We start from the raw sequence: 17922 nt of genomic DNA on the forward strand, positions 1-17922 counted from the left end.
AAATGAGGGTAGAGGAGAAGAGTGGAATGAATTTACTTCGAAAAGGAAATAAAGATCTTATAAAAGAGCTGAACCGTTCTCTTGTGATTGATATGGTACGTCTTCAAGGAAATCTTACACGCACCGAAATTGCTAAAAAAACTGGATTAGGTTTATCTACCATAACAAATATTATTGATGAACTCATTAAGGATAATCTTGTCTCTGAGATTGGAACTGGAGATTCACGGGGCGGCAGGAAGCCGGTATTATTAAAATTTAATGGAGATTATGGGGTTATTGTTGGCCTGAAAATCGAGAAGCAACAGATAAAAATGTGCCTAGCTAACTTGGAGGGGAAAATCTTACATAAAGATCACTTTACATACGTTCTCAAGGAAAAGAATCAATTATCAGGCGTTATTATTGAAAAACTTGAATCTTTTATTGAACAAAATGTATGCGCCTCCAAAGTAGTAGGGATTGGGATTGCGACCCCTGGCTATGTAGACCAAGAAAGCAATGAAGTGGTCTATTCTCCTATTTTGAAGGTGGATCATGGAGATTTGAAGCCGATTGGCGAGCATTTTAATGTACCTTTGCTTATCGATAATGATGCGAATGTATTTGCACTGGCAGAGAAGTGGATCGGCTTAGGAAGAGAATACCGAAACTTTATTGGGGTTACGGTAGGAGCTGGTGTGGGAGCAGGCATTGTCATCGATAATATGTTGTTCCAGGGAACCTTTGGCGGAGCTGGAGAGTTAGGCCATATCACTATTCATCAGGGAGATCGCCTTTGTTATTGTGGGCAACGAGGTTGTTTAGAGCTATATGCTTCCGATGCTTACCTTGTGAATGAGGCTAAGAGGATGGTCTCGATAGGTGTTCCTACATTACTAGAGTCGCTTACTCCAATTACCCCAGAAAGTGTCGTGACTGCAGCTCAAAGAGGAGATACATATGCGCAGGAATTGTTGGTAAAGCAAGGAGAAAATCTAGCAATAGGTATTAAGAATATGGTACATCTATTTAATCCAGAAGCCGTCATTTTAGGCGGGGAAGGATTAAGAGAAGAAGAATTTCTACTAAAAGGAATTAAAAAGGAGCTAGCCGTTCACTTTTTCGTGAAGCACCCTCGCAAACTTCAGTTCCATACCACGGAGATGGGTGAGGATGTATGGTTGATTGGAGCGTGTGCACTGGTGGCTAGCCATTTGTTTAAAGTACCTATTTATAAATAATAAAGGAAACGACTGCGGTTGTCTCCTTTTGTTTAATTACTTCATTCAATGAAAAAAGTATCTATCTCTTCTATTAATCTGCAATAGATTTAAAGGAGGTGTTAGTATTTTAGGCTTAAGAAACAATAACAAGTAGTTTCTAATTGAACAAAAACAAATAGGGAGTGTAAACATGCGAAGAAGTAAACACACACAATTACCGAAGGCCATGATGCTGACAATGATGATTGCGTTGGTTATTTCTGCTTTTAACGTTAGTTCTGCGTTTGCAAGAGATAGTGAGTTTACTAGACAAGGTGCTGGTCCGATGTACTGGATTACTTATGAGCATCAATACAGAAAAGATGTATTCATGCCAGAACATCGTTTGAAAGAAAATATCGATTGGATGGCCGAAAATTTCAAAGATTACGGTTACGACATGATTAGTACCGATGGGTGGATCGAGGGTGCTGCGCTGTTAAATGAAAACGGTTACATTGTGTCGCATAATGATAGATGGATGAGTGACCCCATTTATATGGATGGTCGCGATAAACCATATCTTAAACCAGGAAAATTATTTAACGGTGACTTTGAGTATGCTGCTACGGAAGGCTGGGAGATTAAGGGGAATGCTAGTTATGGAGTTGATAAGTCCAATGCTCGCAATAACTTTAAGTTTTACTTTTATAAAGATTCAGCTTACAGCGCTTCCGCAAGTCAAACAGTGACTGGACTCGAGAAGGGTAAAGCCTATCGGCTGTCTGCTTGGGCAACGTTAGAGGATTTTAGCGGCTCCAATCAGTTTATCGATAATGACATGGGAAGCTACGCTGAAATGCGTATCAGTCAGAATGGGGAAGTGGCAAAGAGTGTGCCAATCAAGCTGAGTTCAAGTTACCAAAATTATACACTTGATGTAGAATCTATTGGAGATGATATGACGGTTGAATTTATCATCGACTCTAAGCTTGGAAGTACTTCTTTACAACTTGATGATATCACCTTTGAAGCAGTATCTTCTGATCAACCTCCCATTCCTGATGGAAATGTAGTGATGAATAGCGGGTTTGAGCATGATGAAACGGAAGGCTGGATTTTTGAAGGGGAATTTTCTCACGGACGAAATGATGATCCTGAAGGTGATAAGTCGTTATGGACTTATAGCGAAGACCCGAAAAAACAAATAATTTCTCAAACAATAACGGATTTACCGGATGGTAACTATTACGTCAGTTCTAAGGCTAAAGGAAAGAATGGTTTTGCTGACAAAGGGGTTGTTGTAGAAATGAAGCTTTCTGGATATGACAAGACGAATCCTGAAGCTTCTGTAAGCCAGCCAGTGACTACAGAAAATTGGGCAACATATACAGAGACTGTGAATGTGACTTCAGGCGAATTAAAAATAGAATTTATCGTAGATCCTACGGAAAATCAAGCACGCGATGCTGGAATCGATATTGACGATGTCTCCGTATTATACAACACGTGGCAGGGTTATCCGCACGAACGTTATCCAAACGGCCATACATGGAAAGACTGGGCAGATTATGTAAAGAGTAAAGGTATGAAATTTGGTATCTATTACAATCCGCTTTGGATTAGTCCAGAAGTTGTAAAAAATCCGGATAAATACAAAGTGATAGGTACAGATACACCAGTCGCAGATCTTGTTATTATAGAACCTCAAGATATTGGTGACGGTAAAACGCTGCAAGGTGATCGCTTCGATGGGGGACAAGGGGGAGAAAGAGCTCTTTATTGGTTAAATGTTGATCATCCTGATGCTGAGAAGTTTCTGAAAGGATATGTAGACTTTTTTGCCAAACAAGGTGCTTCGTATCTACGTGTAGACTTTTTGTCCTGGTATGAAAGCGGATACGATAAAGGATTAGGTCAAGTTGGTATAGGTCATACGAGAGAACAATATCGAAAAGCCCTTCAATGGATGGATGAAGCCACTAAAGAAAATGGTGTATTCCTTAGTTTGGTTATGCCGGACTTAAAGAATCACGGCGAATATGAGCAAAAGTATGGCGATATGATTCGAATTGATGAGGATGCTTTCAGCGGCGGTTGGGAGCATATCAGCGGCCGTAGACAAGAGTGGACGAATAATTGGTCTCAATGGGCCAATCCATTCCAAGGGTTTACTGGTTTTGCGGATATTTCTGGACGCAGTTCGATGATTAATGACGGTGATTTCTTAAGGTTAAATACGTTTAAAGGCCTTTATGCTGAAAACGAAAAGAAAACAGCTGTCTCTCTTTTCACTATGGCAGGTTCCCCCATTACGATTGCCGATCAATATGATACAATTGGAGATAACTATCAATATTATCAAAATCCTGAATTAATTGAATTGAACAAACTTGGTTTTGCAGGAAAACCAATCTTTTATTCAAATGAGCATTATAAGAACAATATAAGTCGCGACAGTGAAAGGTGGGCTGGTCAATTACCAGATGGATCTTGGATTGTTTCTCTCTTTAATCGTAGTGATGAAAGCAAAGAGCTTTCAATAGATTTCAAAAAAGCTCTTGGAATCAAGGAAGAAGCTTTTGTTCGCGATCTTTGGGAACATAAAGATCTAGGCTACCGCACTATGTATTCCAGCATGTTGGAGCCGCATGACAGCACTGTATTGAAGTTAATTCCAAAATCAACGAAAAAAGTCTATCAAACCGAAGCAGCTTCTTATCAAGGCGGAGCGATCTTTGATAACGAACAATTGGGGTACGATGGAGTTGGCTATATCACTGGACTGAATACGAAAGACTCAAAGGTAATGATTGCCGTTGAAGTACCGAAATCAGGAAAGTTTCCAATAACGATGAAATATGCGAACGGTAATGCAGAAACTGGTACTTTATCTCTTTCCGTTGAGGATGTAAAGAAGAATGTTATTGAGGCACCGACTACAGTGTCGTTCCCAAGTACCCAAGATAAATGGGGAACTGTCGAAGAATCTGTACAACTGAACAAAGGGTTGAATTTGATAACCTTGGAATTCACTGCTAAAGATACAGGTGCCGTTTTAATGGATTCCATCCAGGTTGAATTCGGTACAGGTCAGCTTATTAATGGAGATTTTGAAATGGGCAATGAAACAGGTTGGACTGTCGATACCTTTGGCACAACGGTGCGGCATGGTGTGGATAAAAATGATGCTTATGAAGGGTATAAACAATACTTGTATTCTCCGAATAGCAGTGGAAAAGTCTCTTCTAAACAAACAATTGTTGGTTTAGAGGATGGCCAATACACGGTAGCGGCGATGGTCAAACTCATGCCGCATTTAGATCCATCATTTTCTGGTGGGGTTGCTAAAATGATTATATCTCAGCCTGGTAAAGAGAAGGTGGAGGTAACAATTAAACCTCAATTAAAAGATCCGGATGGTCCTTTAAAAGAGATGTGGAACGCCGATGAGTTTGAGTATAAAGAATTCAGTACGGACACAATCGACGTTACGGAAGGTCAATTGACTGTAGAGTTTTATATGGAAGCCCCTAAAGGAGAGACTTCCATGCAAATTGATAATGTAGAACTGCGGTTAGCGAACGCTGAGATTTCAAAGGATGTACAGGTCAACCTATATAACACTGGTTTTGAGCAAGGCTTCACCCAGTGGAGTCGAACCAATATGATCAACCACTCCATTAAATCCGAAGATGGAAAGGCGTTTGCACGAGTTACAGGTACGGATGCTTATTCATCCGATTTGTGGCAATTTAGTAATGCCCCTATTGATGGAAACTACCAATTGTCTATTAACACTCGTAAATCTGGAAGTTTTGATAAAGCATCGGTTTATGTCACATACTCTGGCGGTACTAAAAAAGTTTCTATACCGGCAAGCAGTGATTGGAAAGAAGTAAAAATACCGAATATCGAGCTCATGAATGGTGAAGTGGTCAAGGTGGGCGTCATGACAGAAGGACAAGCCGGAAGTGTTCTGGATGTTGATGATGTAAAAATGATAGCAACAGATTCAAGCGAGCATCAAACTATATCGTATGTTGAAAGGTTAGATGCTGACACACCATATACTGTAACCGATGATGGGAAGGCCATTGTGTTGAATTCTGCAAGTCAGGAAAAGATAAAGATAGAGTTTGTTCAAGAGAACACGGCAAAAGTATGGATGGAACAAACTGGAACATTTAAGAAAAAAGCTTCTTTTGTTGTTGATCAAGAAATAGCAAAGGTAGTCCCTAAAATAAGTGATCAAGAAGATTACGTTTTGATTCAAACGGAAAAATTGAGTTTGCGTGCTTACAAGTCTCCATTTAAGCTTTCATACTATGATGCAGCCAATACTAAGATGTTAACAGAGCATCTTGATGGTAAAGGTTTAGGTTATGATGGCGATACAGGGGTTTATTCCGCTATGAAGCTTGATCCAAATGAGCATTTCTTTGGTCTAGGTGTGGATCGTGACTCTCAATCTTTTGACCGCAGAGGTCACAAAGTCGTAATGAAGAACGGCATGAAGGGAGGATATGGCGGAAATACTTCTGATATTTCTGGTACATTCTTCACAAGTACAAAGGGATATGGTCTTTACTTTGATAATACCTATGAAAATGTGACGTTTGATATGGGTGCGACAGATAGTGGAAAGTATTCTTTCAATGCACCAAATGGGGAAATGATTTACTATTTTATGGCTGGTGAAAAGGAAAGTACTCTCACTGATATTATGAAAAGTTTTGCAAGCTTAACAGGTACTCCTCCGATGCCTCCACAATGGGCATTAGGTTATATCCAATCTAAGTATGGATATAAGAGCTGGCAAGAAGTGAATCAGATCGTCGATACCTTTCGAGAAAAACAAATTCCTTTAGATGGTATGATTCTTGATGTTTATTGGGCCAAAGAGAATCATTACTTTGATATGACGTGGTCTGAAGCTTTTGCTAATCCAAAAGAAAGCATGGAGGAGTTAGCGACAAAAGGGATCAAGACAGTACCGATTGTAGATCCGTACATTCAAGTAACGGCGAACAATTTTAACGAAGGCGATCAGAATGGATACTTTGTTCAAGACGTTTCGGGAAATACAATAATTTATGACGCTTGGTATGGTAAAGCAGGGTTAGTGGACTTCACCAATCCAAAAGCTGTAGATTGGTTTAATGCACAGGTGAAACTCTTACATGATGCCGGTGTGAAAGGGTATTGGATTGATCTGAATGAACCAGAAATAGAGATGGATTCGTTAAGACACCACTTCTCCAAGGGAAGCGCAGCAGAAATTAGAAATGTCTATGCATTAAACGAAGCAAAAGCTTTCTATAACGGTCATAGAAGCTACAGTGATAACCGGATATGGAGCTTGTCACGTTCCGGGTTTTCTGGCATTCAAAAATATGGGGCAACGGTATGGAGCGGGGATGTTGATGCAAGCTGGGAGTCCTTTACGCACAATATGCAATTAGGATTAAGCTCTTCGATGTCTGGTATGCCTTATTTTACAACAGATATTGGTGGATTTAACGGCAAACCTACTGCTGAACTATATACACGTTGGATGCAGGCTGGTTCCTTTATGCCGATCTTCCGTGCGCATAATTGTGAATGTGGGGATCCAACAAACACAAGAGAGCCTTGGGTGTTTGGTGAGAAAGCAGAAGGGATTGTAAAACAAAGCATTGAACAGCGTTACCGACTACTGCCTTACATCTATTCAGCAGCCAAGCAAACAACAGACGGAAATGTGTCGTTAATGAGACCACTTGTCATGGATTATGCAGCGGATTCAAATGTATATGGTATTCAAGATCAATGGATGTTTGGTCCAAATATGCTGGTAGCTCCTATTTCTAAGGAAGGCGTTTCTAAGAGAAGTATTTATCTTCCAGAAGGTACATGGTATGACTGGATTACCCAGAAAACATTTTCGGGAGGGCAAACGATTGAGTATGAGGCGGACTTGTCTAAGATTCCGGTATTTGTAAAAGAAGGTGCGATTATTCCGCAGCAGGAGGTACAAAATTATACAAATGAAAGACCTGCATCAGAGATAACATTGAAGGTCTATCCAAAACAAAACGGAGAATCTTCAAGCTTTACTTTATATGAAGATGACGGTAAAACCTACAAATATGAAACCCGTCAGTCGACTGATACAGTGTTTTCGTCAGCAGTATCGGAAGAAGGTAATGTGACACTTAAAATTGAAACGATGAATGGCAGCTTTGACGGACAGATTGAAGAGAGAACATGGGTTACAGAAATAAAGGTTAATGCGGGCAATAATAAAGAAGTTAGATCTGTGGAACGCAACGGTACAAAGTTAACATTAGTTGATTCTAAAGAAGCAGTTGAAGCAGGGAACGATGTTTGGTACTACGATACAGAAACCGATATGTTATTGGTGAAAACGGCAAAGGTATCTACTGCTGAAGCACAAGTAATTACGACTACTAATTAAAAAGTGGATTTTAGCTGTGTATTATATAGTCCAAATAGTTTAATATTTTCGCTTATACGAATTTTGTTTGCGAAAAAAGAGGTTGTGTACATTCAAATCCAACCTCTTTTTTGCTTTTATAATAATAAAAAGGTAATGTTCGTTATGTTTAGTTTGTAACGGGGTCATCGGCTAAGAGCCTGTCTATTTCAGCCGCCGCGCGGTCCAAACCATCCTTAACCGATAATTCACCCTCAAATATTTTATTCATGTATTCCGTATACACTCCATCGATTTTACGCCAGTTCTTAACGAGAGGGAGCAGGATGGCATTTTTCGCATCTTCTCTATAAGGATAGAGGTAAGAATCTCTAGTTATTGTCGAAGCCTTGGCCACTTCTAGGTTAGTCGGTATTAATTCGGTATGCTCCAAGAGTAATAACTGTGCTTTCTTTCCTGTCATCCATTTCATAAACGTCCATGCCTCAGCTTTCCGTTTACTGTCCTTCATAATGACCAGATTTTCGCCGCCAATTATTGAAGCAGGACCATTATTTTGTGGAAATGGTACAGGAAAGGTTAGCTTTAGAGCACTATCAAATTCTGATTTATCTAATAAACTGTAGAACCAGGGACCATCGTCTGTCATAAGCATATTTCCGGCCTTTATCCGTTCCCAATTTTCTACTGCACCTAGCTTGTCCTGCGGAAGATCAATGAGATTTTCCTTAAAAAGAGCTGTTAACTGCTCCACAGCATGGATGGTTTCGTCACTATTTAAATATCCAGAAGCTTTGTTGGCATGCTCGTCAATAAAGGATCCGCCAAGACTATAAATGTATGGAATAGTATCCCATGGTCCTAAACCCCTGAGTCCAATAGTATATTGATAACGTCGGGCAAGCTCCAGCACTTCGTCCATCGTAATTGGTGGCTTGGAATAGCCCGCACGCTTCAGAAGTTCACGGTTAAAGATAGGAGCCTTCGTGTAAATGTTGAGCGGCAAAGAATAATAATTATTTTTATAGAGACCTATATTCATTAAATTTGTATTAAACCTTTTTCGGATGTTTTCGAAATCACCGAACCCGCTCAACGGTTCAAGAAGCTCTTTATATAAAAACTCGGGAATCCAGGCGATATGGAGTCGTACAACGTCAGGGCCACGCTTGGAAGAGGTTCGTGCGATTAAGGTGTTAATTAATTCATTATTAAAAGCCAAGTCTATAGACTCTACCTGAATGTTTGGGTGCTCGCGCTCAAAAGCAGGGATCAACTCTTGTTCCAGTAACCTGGTTTCTTTTTCATTGTATGTGTGCCAAAAAGTAATGACGGTTTTTTCGTGATCCTGAAGTGTTTGAACCTTCTTTGGATCAGAGATCATGGACGGACTCCTACACCCGGTAAGCAATACTAGAATTAGTAAAAAGGATACCCACCGACAATCCATAACGTAACCCTCCTTTCTTAATCATTAGACGATCTTGTTGTCTGGTATTTTTCCCTATACTCCATCGGGGTTAATCCGGTTACTTTCTTAAACACTTTGCTGAAATATTTTACATCTTTAAAGCCTGAGACCCTCGCTACATCGTAAATCCGACTTTCATTTTGCACCAATAGCTGCTTTGCTTTTCTAATACGCAGCTCGATCAAATAATCAACAAAGTTTCTTCCTGTTTGTTTTTTGAAGTAGAGACTGAAATAACTTTTACTGAGATGAACGATATCCGCTACACTCTGAAGTGTTAAGTTCTCGGTATAATGCGCGGATATATATTCCAGCGCCTTCGTGATCACCTGCTCGTCGTCTCCAGTATCAGTCAGTTTCCGTATAAAGGGCGTCTCGATTTCTTCCAGTTGACTAATTAGAAGGGATACCATTTGTTCCATTGTCTCCGCCCGGCAAAGCAAATCATGACGTTCAGGGAGCATTGATTCTGCGTCCCCATGCAAACGATAAGCACCCGTGATAAGGCTGCATGCCTCCTGCCGCACTTGTTCCGGGGTCAAATTTCCGCTCTTCCAGCGTTCAAGCGCGACTTCAATCGCAGAGGAAATCGGATCGCCATTGTGAATCATTTCGAAGAAAGACGTCCAATCATGATGTCCTTCTTTTTTCATGCATAATTCTGAACTGTTTATACCATACAGACCGCCCAGTCCTTCAAAAAATCGCCTTTGGCATGCCGAGTGGCTGTTGGCAAACCCCTTGAAAATGCTATCTATACCTTGTTCTGTCACAAAGCCGGCTGACGTTGAAACATGCCATTCCTTTTCCAATAACTGCTTCCAATTGAGAAGCCGCTGTTTCGCTTTCTTATCCTGGTTCGGTAAAATGAGAAACATGCAGCTTTCATCCGCAAGCAGTGCGGCTCCTTCCTCAATTTGCATATAAAACATTTTCTGCCATTCCTCCAATAGGAACTGTACATACAGGTAGCCGTGGTTTTCAATCCATTCCTCTGCTTCATCCAGCATAAGATAGACACAGGCATAGGAACTTTCTAACCATGCGGGGGCCCAATCGGTTGGCAAAGGGGAGGTTTGCTCCTGCACGATTAATCGTTTGATTTCCTGTTCGACATTTTTCCGTGCCAGATAAACGGCTCCCTGTTGGTAATGGTTTAGTTCGGAATCCTTTTTCCGCTCTTCTTCCAGCATGGAGATACACCGCCGAAGCACGGCGAGAAGGTCCTCCTTTTTTAAGGTTAGTTTTAACAAATAATCGACTGCCCCCAGCTTAAGTCCTTCTTTTACGTATTCAAAGTCGTTGTAATTGCTGATCAGGATCACTTTGAGAAATGGGTAAAGCTTTAGTGCTTGCTGCATAAGCTCAATGCCGCCTATCAAAGGCATTTTGATATCCGTAATGAGAATATCATAGGAACGTTTTTCAAGAGCAGCCAGTGCTTCGGCGCCGTTGGCGTATTGGTCTTCGACTATTACTCCTTCCTTTTCCCAATCAACAAAGGCAGTGATTCCTTTACGAATGACAGGTTCGTCATCGACGATAAGAACTCTATACATATTATTCCTCCTGTTCAGCTAGTTTTTAATGGAAGATTCCACTATTCTTTTCAGCAAAATGCGTACTGTCGTACCTTGCTCCGGCTCGCTAGAAATAGACCATTCCCAATTTTGGTCATAATACAGCCTTAGTGTGTCAAAGATATGACGTAAACCGATACCGATATTTCCCTTTTCGACGGCAGTTTTCGGATCATTCAATTCCTTCAACTTATCATTCCTGATACCCAAACCGTCATCGTTAATAAGAAATTCTATATCTCCGTTATTAAAATGGATCCTTATCGAGATTCGTCCATCCGTATTTTTGGGCACGATGCCATGGAATATGGCGTTTTCTACCACAGGCTGCAGGAGCATTCGGGGGATGGGGATTTTTTCTGTACCCGGTTCAATATCCAGCTCCAGATGGAATGTTTTTTCGTAGCGAAGCTCTAAAATGACTAAATACTTCCGGATAATGTCCAGTTCCTCTCCTACCGTTATGATGCTTCCACTTTTCCCCATGTTCGCTTCCAACAGATGGTTCAGTGCTGACAATACGAGAGAAGCTCGTTCGTTTTGATTCGAATCAATAAGCCAACGAAGGGTGGTAAGTGTATTATAGAGAAAGTGCGGATTAATCCGGTGCATAACAGCCCGAAGCTCTGCATGATATTTTTCACTCTGCTCACTTTCCACCTGCTGCATTAAGTTTTCGATTTCATGAAGCATTTCGTTAAACTGATTGCTCAAAAAGCCGATCTCATCGGAGGAATTAACGGTCGTTCTTTCTTTTAAATCCCCTTGTTTAACCCGCAGCATGCTCTGGGTAAGCTGTTTTACAGGCTTGGTTACCCATCCAGCAGTAAAAAGGCCGATGCCGATCGCAATTAAGGAGAAGACACCAGAGGAGAAAAATATCCAAGATTGGAGACGATCCAACTGTCCAATGATTTCATGGATTGGAACAGTACCTACAAGCATCCAGCCGTTGCTCAAAGGCTGTTTAACACCGTAATAAGGAACCCCTTTTACGGCAAACTCGAATTCCACAGCATCGTCTCCCACAATATGCCTGTACAAGTTGGGATTCTCCACCTTCTTGTTGATCATGTCGAGATTGGAATCGATCATGATCCTTCCTTCGGTATCCACGACGAAAAACTTTCCCGTCTCCCCGAGTTTCAAGTACTCAATCGTATTCAGAATGGATCGCCCGTCCAAATGAACCTGCACAAGTCCGATATTTTTCATGGTGTCAAAATCTTTTAAGACTCTGCTAACGGGAAGAACCAAGTCCGTATTAACGCTGCCACCGTGGAAAAGATCATACTGAATTCCTTGCCAAACCAAAGCTCCATCCTTGAGCTTGGCTTCCTTCACCCATTCCTGGTCAGAGAGCTGTATGTTGTTAAGGTTTGTTTCGGCAAAAGTACCGCTTCCCCATCCGATGCCTTCCTCTTTTAACACATAAATAATTTTGACGAAGGAGTTGGAATAGACGGAATTATTCAATAAGGTATTAATATATTGAGAATCTTTTCTCTGTTCGCTTGCTGTTCTGTTATTCAATTGTAAAATAGCACGTTGAATATTCGTGTCACTGCTAATAAAATCGGAGGTATCGATTCCAACATTCAATATGAAAGAGAGCGACTCCGCCGTCTGTTTGGCGATTTGGACGGTGGACTCCCGCACGTTTCTCTTTAAGATAGAATTAGACTCCCAGTAAAAAGCCAAACAAATAAAAAGCGTTGGAATCAATATCACGAGCAGAAAGGCCACTATGATTTTCGATGAAAAGCTTCTGGATAATAAAAATTTTTGGAACATAACACCCCGCCTTATTCGTTTCTTGCTTTACTCATTGTACAGGTTGAGAAGCGCCTTTTACCAATGAAGTTTTTGGAAACAGCCTGCTTGTCCAGCCTTTTATCTATTAATTAACATATCATTTTTGTCCTCTCCCATATATAAAGGTGTTTTATTTTTAATGAAGAGCGAAAAATTTTACCCCTCCTAAGTTTCCGCTAAAAGGAACTAAGGATATCCTATATTTTCAATTAAATAATTAATAAGGAAAAAACGCTTGTTTAAGTGTCATATTTTAAGCGATAAACGATAAATAAAAGGTTGACGATCCAGTATACAAGTCAGAAAAGCGTACATCTATTTAGTTCTTTTGAACTATATTTTCTGAAATTACACATTTTTAAAATCTAAGACTAGAAATTATCTGCCCGGTGTAAAAGGAATAACAAAAACTTAAGGCTGGCGCTATTTTACCTTTATTTAAAGAGTATTTCGAAACCGCTTTCCATCTCGGTTTGAGGACGCTTTCAAACAATCGAATAGGATTTTTTTCCGATTGTTTAGATCTCCTTTAGTTGCTAACTTAGTAGTAAGCCTAGGAAAACAAGGTTCCGCTTGGTTGAAAATGATCGGGGAGAGGAGAGAAAGGATCTGAAAAAATAAGCTGGTGTGAAGTAGTTTTCCATTTGAAAGTTTGTCTGTGTTTAATTTAAATCGAAGAAGGAGAGAGCTATGAAATTAAAAAAGAAGAAGTTAAACAAGAAATGTGCTTCCATGTTACTTGCCGCTACAGTAGTGACTAGTGGAACTGCTGCTGGAACTGTTGCGCCTCTAATGCCTAAAGCTGCATCGGCTGCAGAGCTTGTGGCTCCCCCAGGGGCCCAAATGTGGGAAGGCAAAATGGTTGATGAGAACGGCAACTTGCAGCATGTGCATCCGGAAAGACCTCTGGATCAAAACAATCTGCAAGGACCGATGGAAGTGCAAGAAGTCACAAAATTAGAAAACGGCGTTAAGCTGAACTTGGGAGAAATGGAAGCTTATATCCGCTTGCTGTCTCCTGACATTTCCAAAGTGTCGGTCCTGAAAAAAGGCGAGAAAGAGTATACTTCTGTAGGTATCGCAAAAACTGATTGGGATACGGCTGAATTTACAATGACTGAAGATAACGAAAAAATCGTTTTGGCTTCCGACAGCTTAACTGTACATATTAAGAAGAGTCCGTTCGGAATCAAATATTTGGATAAAGACGGGAACGTTATCAACGAGGACGCGGAGCAGGGCGTAGGGTACGAGAACGGCAAGCCTTATGTGTTCAAGAAAACCGACAAAACCGAAGATTTTTACGGATTCGGACAGAAAACAACTGGTTTGAACCACCGCGGTAAAGATATTGCAGTTTGGAACCGCGAGAATCAGCCACAACCGGTTTCAAAATACACTTTCTCCTCTGTTCCGTTTTTTATCGGTTTAAAAGGAACAAATTCATACGGTATTTTATTTGATAACACATACCGTTCTTACTACGACATGGCAGCTGAAAGTGATGATTACTACTACTTCCACGCTGATGGCGGAAAACTGACTTACTATTTCATTAACGGCCCAGAGATTCAAGATGTTGTTGACCGTTATACTGATCTAACCGGTAAGATGCAAATGCCTCCAAAATGGTCAATGGGATTCCATCAAGCTGCGTGGGGTTATCATCAGAAAGACCTTGAGGAAGTATCCCAAACTTACCGCGAAAAGAAAATCCCAGCAGACGGTATGTGGTACGATATCGAATGGATGGACGATTATAAAACGTTCTTCTTCGGCGATAAATTCCCTGATCCAGATGGCTTGAACGAAATGCTGGAAGGACAGAATTACCATACGGTCGCAATTGTCGATCCGGCAATGCGTGTACCAGATCCTGGCCAACCGGAATATCTTCCTTATACGGAAGGGACAGAGAAAGATCTTTGGGCTAAAAATCCAGACGGAACCCCTTATTTGGGTAAAGTTTGGCCATGGGGTGTTCCATCCAAATCTGTTTTCCCGAACTTCTTAAAGCAAGAAACCCGAGATTGGTGGGCAGGTTGGCATAAAATGATGTTTGATAAAGGCATTGACGGTATTTGGAACGATATGAATGAACCGGCTAACTTTAGTACGAAAGACTATTGGTCTTTACCGCTCGATACTGTTTTCGAAACGGATGATGGCGGAAAAATGACGCATGAAGAAGCACACAATATCTACGCTCACCTGGAGAACAAAGCAACAGATCAAGCATTTAAAACATTGAAACCGAATGAGCGACCGTTTGTTTTAACGCGTGCTTCGTTTACAGGTACTCAGCGTTACGCCACAGCAACCTGGACAGGCGATAACTGGAGCGAATGGGAAATGCTCAGAATTTCAATTTTCCAAAATGCGAATGTCGGTTTGACAGGTTTCGCGATGGTAGGAAACGACATCGGTGGCTTTGCGAAAAAACCTCACGAAGGGGTTGTACCTACGCCGGAATTGTTTGCGCGTTGGATTGAGGTAGGCGCTTTCTATCCGTTCTCCCGCGACCATTACAATAATGCCGGTCAGAGCCCGATGGAGACAGATGCTGGTAATCTTTTAGAGTGGAGCAGACAAGAACCATGGCAGTTTGGCAAGGAAGTCGAGGACATCAGCCGCAAGTACATTTCCTTGCGTTATGAATTGATGCCTTACCTGTACAATACCTTTAAAGAAACGACTGAAAACGGCAAGCTCATCCAGCAGCCGCTCGTGTACCAATTCCAAGAGGATGAGAACACACATAATATCCAAGATCAATTCATGTTCGGTGATTCGCTTATGATGGCACCGGTAGTTTACGAGGGAGCGACTTCCCGTGACGTATACCTTCCGGCAGGAGAGAATTGGGTAGACTACTGGACAGGAGAAGAGTTTAAAGGCGGTCAAACAATTCATAAAGAAGCAGATCTTGCAACTCTTCCAATCTATGTAAAGAAAGACTCAATCATTCCACGCCGTGAAGTTCAGCAGTACACAGGTGAAAAACCATTAACAAATCTTGTACTGGATACGTATTTAGATCAAGAAGCTTCTTACTCCTTCTATGAGGATGACAGTGAAACGGAAGACTACAAAAAAGGCGAATACAATGTTACAAACTTTACAGTCACAAATGAAAATAAAAAACTTGTAACATTTACACAAGAAAAAGAAGTTCAAAACTATCAAGATTCTCAGTTGGAAGCCTACACGTTAAAGCTTAATCATGTAGAAAAACCGCGCAAAATTCAAGCTGCATCCAGCAAATATAAAGCAGTAAACAGCGTGGAGGAAGTCAAACAAACAAGTGAAACCTATTTCTATGATGAAGCACAATCGACTCTTTATGTAAACATTCCAGTATCAGAAGACAAGGAAGTAAAAGTCTTCTTGAATGGAAAGGCCAAATAATAAAGGGAACAGAAAGTGCAAGGTAGGGACACTTACAAATAATTTAAAATATGTTTCTTATAGTTTAAAAAAAGTTGATTGATAAGGGTCGGCCCCTCTCATATTTATAAAATATATAGTGGTTATATATTATGCGAGGGGGCTGATTCTTTTTTAGATCAACTTCTTCATGTCAGTCAAATAATAAAGGGGAGCAAATGAACATGAGTAAAAAATTGCTTTTCTTCCTGCTCATCACAAGTATAATTATCGGCATCATTTTTATCATAACAACTTCTAATGATAAAAAGAAAAGGGAAGATGCCCCAGCTATCCAAAGTTTAATAACCGATAAAGCGCAATATTCACCGGAGAACACGGTTTCCTCAACTCTTATACTGAATAAGAAAAGTTCTGAAAAAATCGATGTGAAAGTTCAGTATTGGCATTTAAATGAGCTGATAGAAAGTGAATCTTTTTCTGTTACACAAGAAAAACAAGTCGAGTGGAAATGGCAGGCTCCTCCAGCAGACTATAAAGGTTATTTAATGGAGGTATCCTTGTATATGGATGACCAACAAGTTGATCGCAAAACGATTGGGATTGATGTGTCATCTGATTGGAGTAAGTTTCCAAGGTACGGCTATTTATCTGATTTTTCAGGTCTTCCAAAGTCAACAATAAATCAAGTGATCGAAAAGTTGAATCGTTATCATGTCAATGGTTTGCAGTTTTATGACTGGCATTTTCAGCATCATCAACCATTAAAAATGAATGGTGATCTCCCTGTTTCATCTTGGTTGGATATTGCGAATCGTCCAATCAGCCTTGAAACCATTCAACAATACATTGATCATGCCCATGAAAAAAATATGAAAGCAATGGCTTATAATTTGTTGTACGGTGCCTTTAAAGAGGCTGAAAAAGACGGAGTAAAAGAAGAGTGGCGTCTTTTTAAAGACCAACAGATGGACAAGCACGATTATCATCCACTTCCTAAGGATTGGCAGAGTGATATTTTCTTAGTTAACCCGGGGAATGAAGAGTGGCAGCAGTATCTATTTGATCAGCAGAACAATGTGTTTCAGCATCTTAACTTTGATGGTTGGCATATTGATCAGTTAGGTGATCGCGGCCGTGTATTTAACGCAGCTGGGGAAGAGGTTCATCTTCCAGAAACGTTTGAACCTTTTTTAAAATCAGCAAAGAAGCATATGAATCAGGAATTAGTCATGAATGCTGTAAACCAATATGGACAATGGAATATTGCGCAGTCGCCGGTTGAATTTCTTTATACGGAAGTATGGTCACCATATGACACGTATGGAGATTTGAAAAAGATTATTGATGAAAATGAGGAGTTTAGTCATGGAAAGTATAATACCGTGTTAGCGGCTTATATGAATTATGATCTCTCCAATCAAAAAGGTGTGTTTAATGAGCCAGGGATTTTGTTAACGGATGCGGTTATTTTTGCTGCCGGCGGTGCCCATATAGAACTTGGAGAACACCTGCTTTCAAAGGAATATTTTCCGCACAACAACTTAACCGTCTCTCCATCATTACAAGAAAAACTTAAAACGTATTATGACTTTCTTGTTGCCTATGAAAATGTCCTTCGTGATGAAGTAGTCCCAAGTGAGACGAAGCTTTCTACGGAAAATTGGGTGCATCTTCGTGAAAATCCTGAAAAAGGAACGCTGTGGACGTTTTCTAAAAAGAAAGGAAAACGAGAAATCTTCCATCTTATTAATTTATTTGATGCCTCGACACTAGAGTGGAGAGATACAGATGGACAGCAAAAAGAACCGAATGTAAGAAAAGAGCTGCAGTTATCATTTCAAACTGATCGTATAGTTGATAAGATTTGGTTTGCTTCTCCCGATGTAAAGGATGGGGTCTCCATTCCCTTAACCTTTAATCAAGAAAATGAAAAGGTGACATTCGAAGTTCCATCTTTAAAATATTGGGATATGGTTGTTGTAGAATATAAAAATTAAATGTTAACCATCACTAAAAAGTGAAGAAATCATGAAACAATAATAA

General features: G+C 40.4%; 7 protein-coding genes. 4 read left to right on the forward strand and 3 right to left on the reverse strand.

Annotation, left to right across the window (positions count from 1 at the left end; all coding sequences use genetic code 11):
* Nucleotides 1-26 precede the first annotated feature (26 nt).
* Entirely contained in the window at nt 27-1223 is a 1197-nt protein-coding gene (locus DS031_RS17435) for an ROK family transcriptional regulator (RefSeq protein WP_181833215.1), read from the forward strand.
* Between the two features lie 520 nt (nt 1224-1743).
* Nucleotides 1744-7644, forward strand: a complete 5901-nt coding sequence (locus DS031_RS17440) for a TIM-barrel domain-containing protein (protein WP_342767262.1) — start codon at nt 1744-1746, stop codon at nt 7642-7644.
* Between the two features lie 148 nt (nt 7645-7792).
* Here DS031_RS17440 and DS031_RS17445 read toward each other — a convergent pair whose 3' ends face one another.
* The 3 genes from DS031_RS17445 to DS031_RS17455 all read right to left on the reverse strand — a co-directional run bounded on the left by DS031_RS17445 (nt 7793) and on the right by DS031_RS17455 (nt 12468).
* Nucleotides 7793-9007 (reverse strand): extracellular solute-binding protein, encoded by a 1215-nt coding sequence (locus tag DS031_RS17445; protein ID WP_181833216.1) that lies wholly within the window; start codon nt 9005-9007, stop codon nt 7793-7795.
* A gap of 83 nt (nt 9008-9090) precedes the next feature.
* Entirely contained in the window at nt 9091-10653 is a 1563-nt protein-coding gene (locus DS031_RS17450; RefSeq protein WP_113807346.1) for a response regulator transcription factor, read from the reverse strand.
* Between the two features lie 18 nt (nt 10654-10671).
* Nucleotides 10672-12468: a cache domain-containing sensor histidine kinase gene (locus DS031_RS17455; RefSeq protein WP_113807347.1), complete on the reverse strand. Its 1797-nt coding sequence runs from the start codon at nt 12466-12468 to the stop codon at nt 10672-10674.
* A 711-nt stretch (nt 12469-13179) separates the two neighbouring features.
* Here DS031_RS17455 and DS031_RS17460 point away from each other — a divergent pair.
* The gene (locus DS031_RS17460) at nt 13180-15897 is read left to right on the forward strand and encodes a glycoside hydrolase family 31 protein (RefSeq protein WP_220182099.1); all 2718 of its coding nucleotides are present in this window, start codon (nt 13180-13182) and stop codon (nt 15895-15897) included.
* A 203-nt stretch (nt 15898-16100) separates the two neighbouring features.
* Nucleotides 16101-17876, forward strand: coding sequence for a glycoside hydrolase family 66 protein (locus DS031_RS17465; RefSeq protein WP_181833217.1), 1776 nt, complete (start codon nt 16101-16103; stop codon nt 17874-17876).
* The last annotated feature ends 46 nt before the right edge of the window (nt 17877-17922 follow it).

The organism is Bacillus taeanensis (assembly GCF_003318295.1).
Lineage (GTDB): Bacteria > Bacillota > Bacilli > Bacillales > UBA6769 > Maribacillus > Maribacillus taeanensis.

Excerpts from the sequence above, each read along its gene's own strand:
- DS031_RS17465 (WP_181833217.1), top strand. The coding sequence starts at position 16,101 with ATGAGTAAAAAATTGCTTTTCTTCCTGCTCATCACAAGTATAATTATC.
- DS031_RS17450 (WP_113807346.1), bottom strand. The coding sequence starts at position 10,653 with ATGTATAGAGTTCTTATCGTCGATGACGAACCTGTCATTCGTAAAGGA.
- DS031_RS17435 (WP_181833215.1), top strand. The coding sequence starts at position 27 with ATGAATTTACTTCGAAAAGGAAATAAAGATCTTATAAAAGAGCTGAAC.
- DS031_RS17460 (WP_220182099.1), top strand. The coding sequence starts at position 13,180 with ATGAAATTAAAAAAGAAGAAGTTAAACAAGAAATGTGCTTCCATGTTA.
- DS031_RS17455 (WP_113807347.1), bottom strand. The coding sequence starts at position 12,468 with ATGTTCCAAAAATTTTTATTATCCAGAAGCTTTTCATCGAAAATCATA.
- DS031_RS17440 (WP_342767262.1), top strand. The coding sequence starts at position 1,744 with ATGGATGGTCGCGATAAACCATATCTTAAACCAGGAAAATTATTTAAC.
- DS031_RS17445 (WP_181833216.1), bottom strand. The coding sequence starts at position 9,007 with ATGATCTCTGATCCAAAGAAGGTTCAAACACTTCAGGATCACGAAAAA.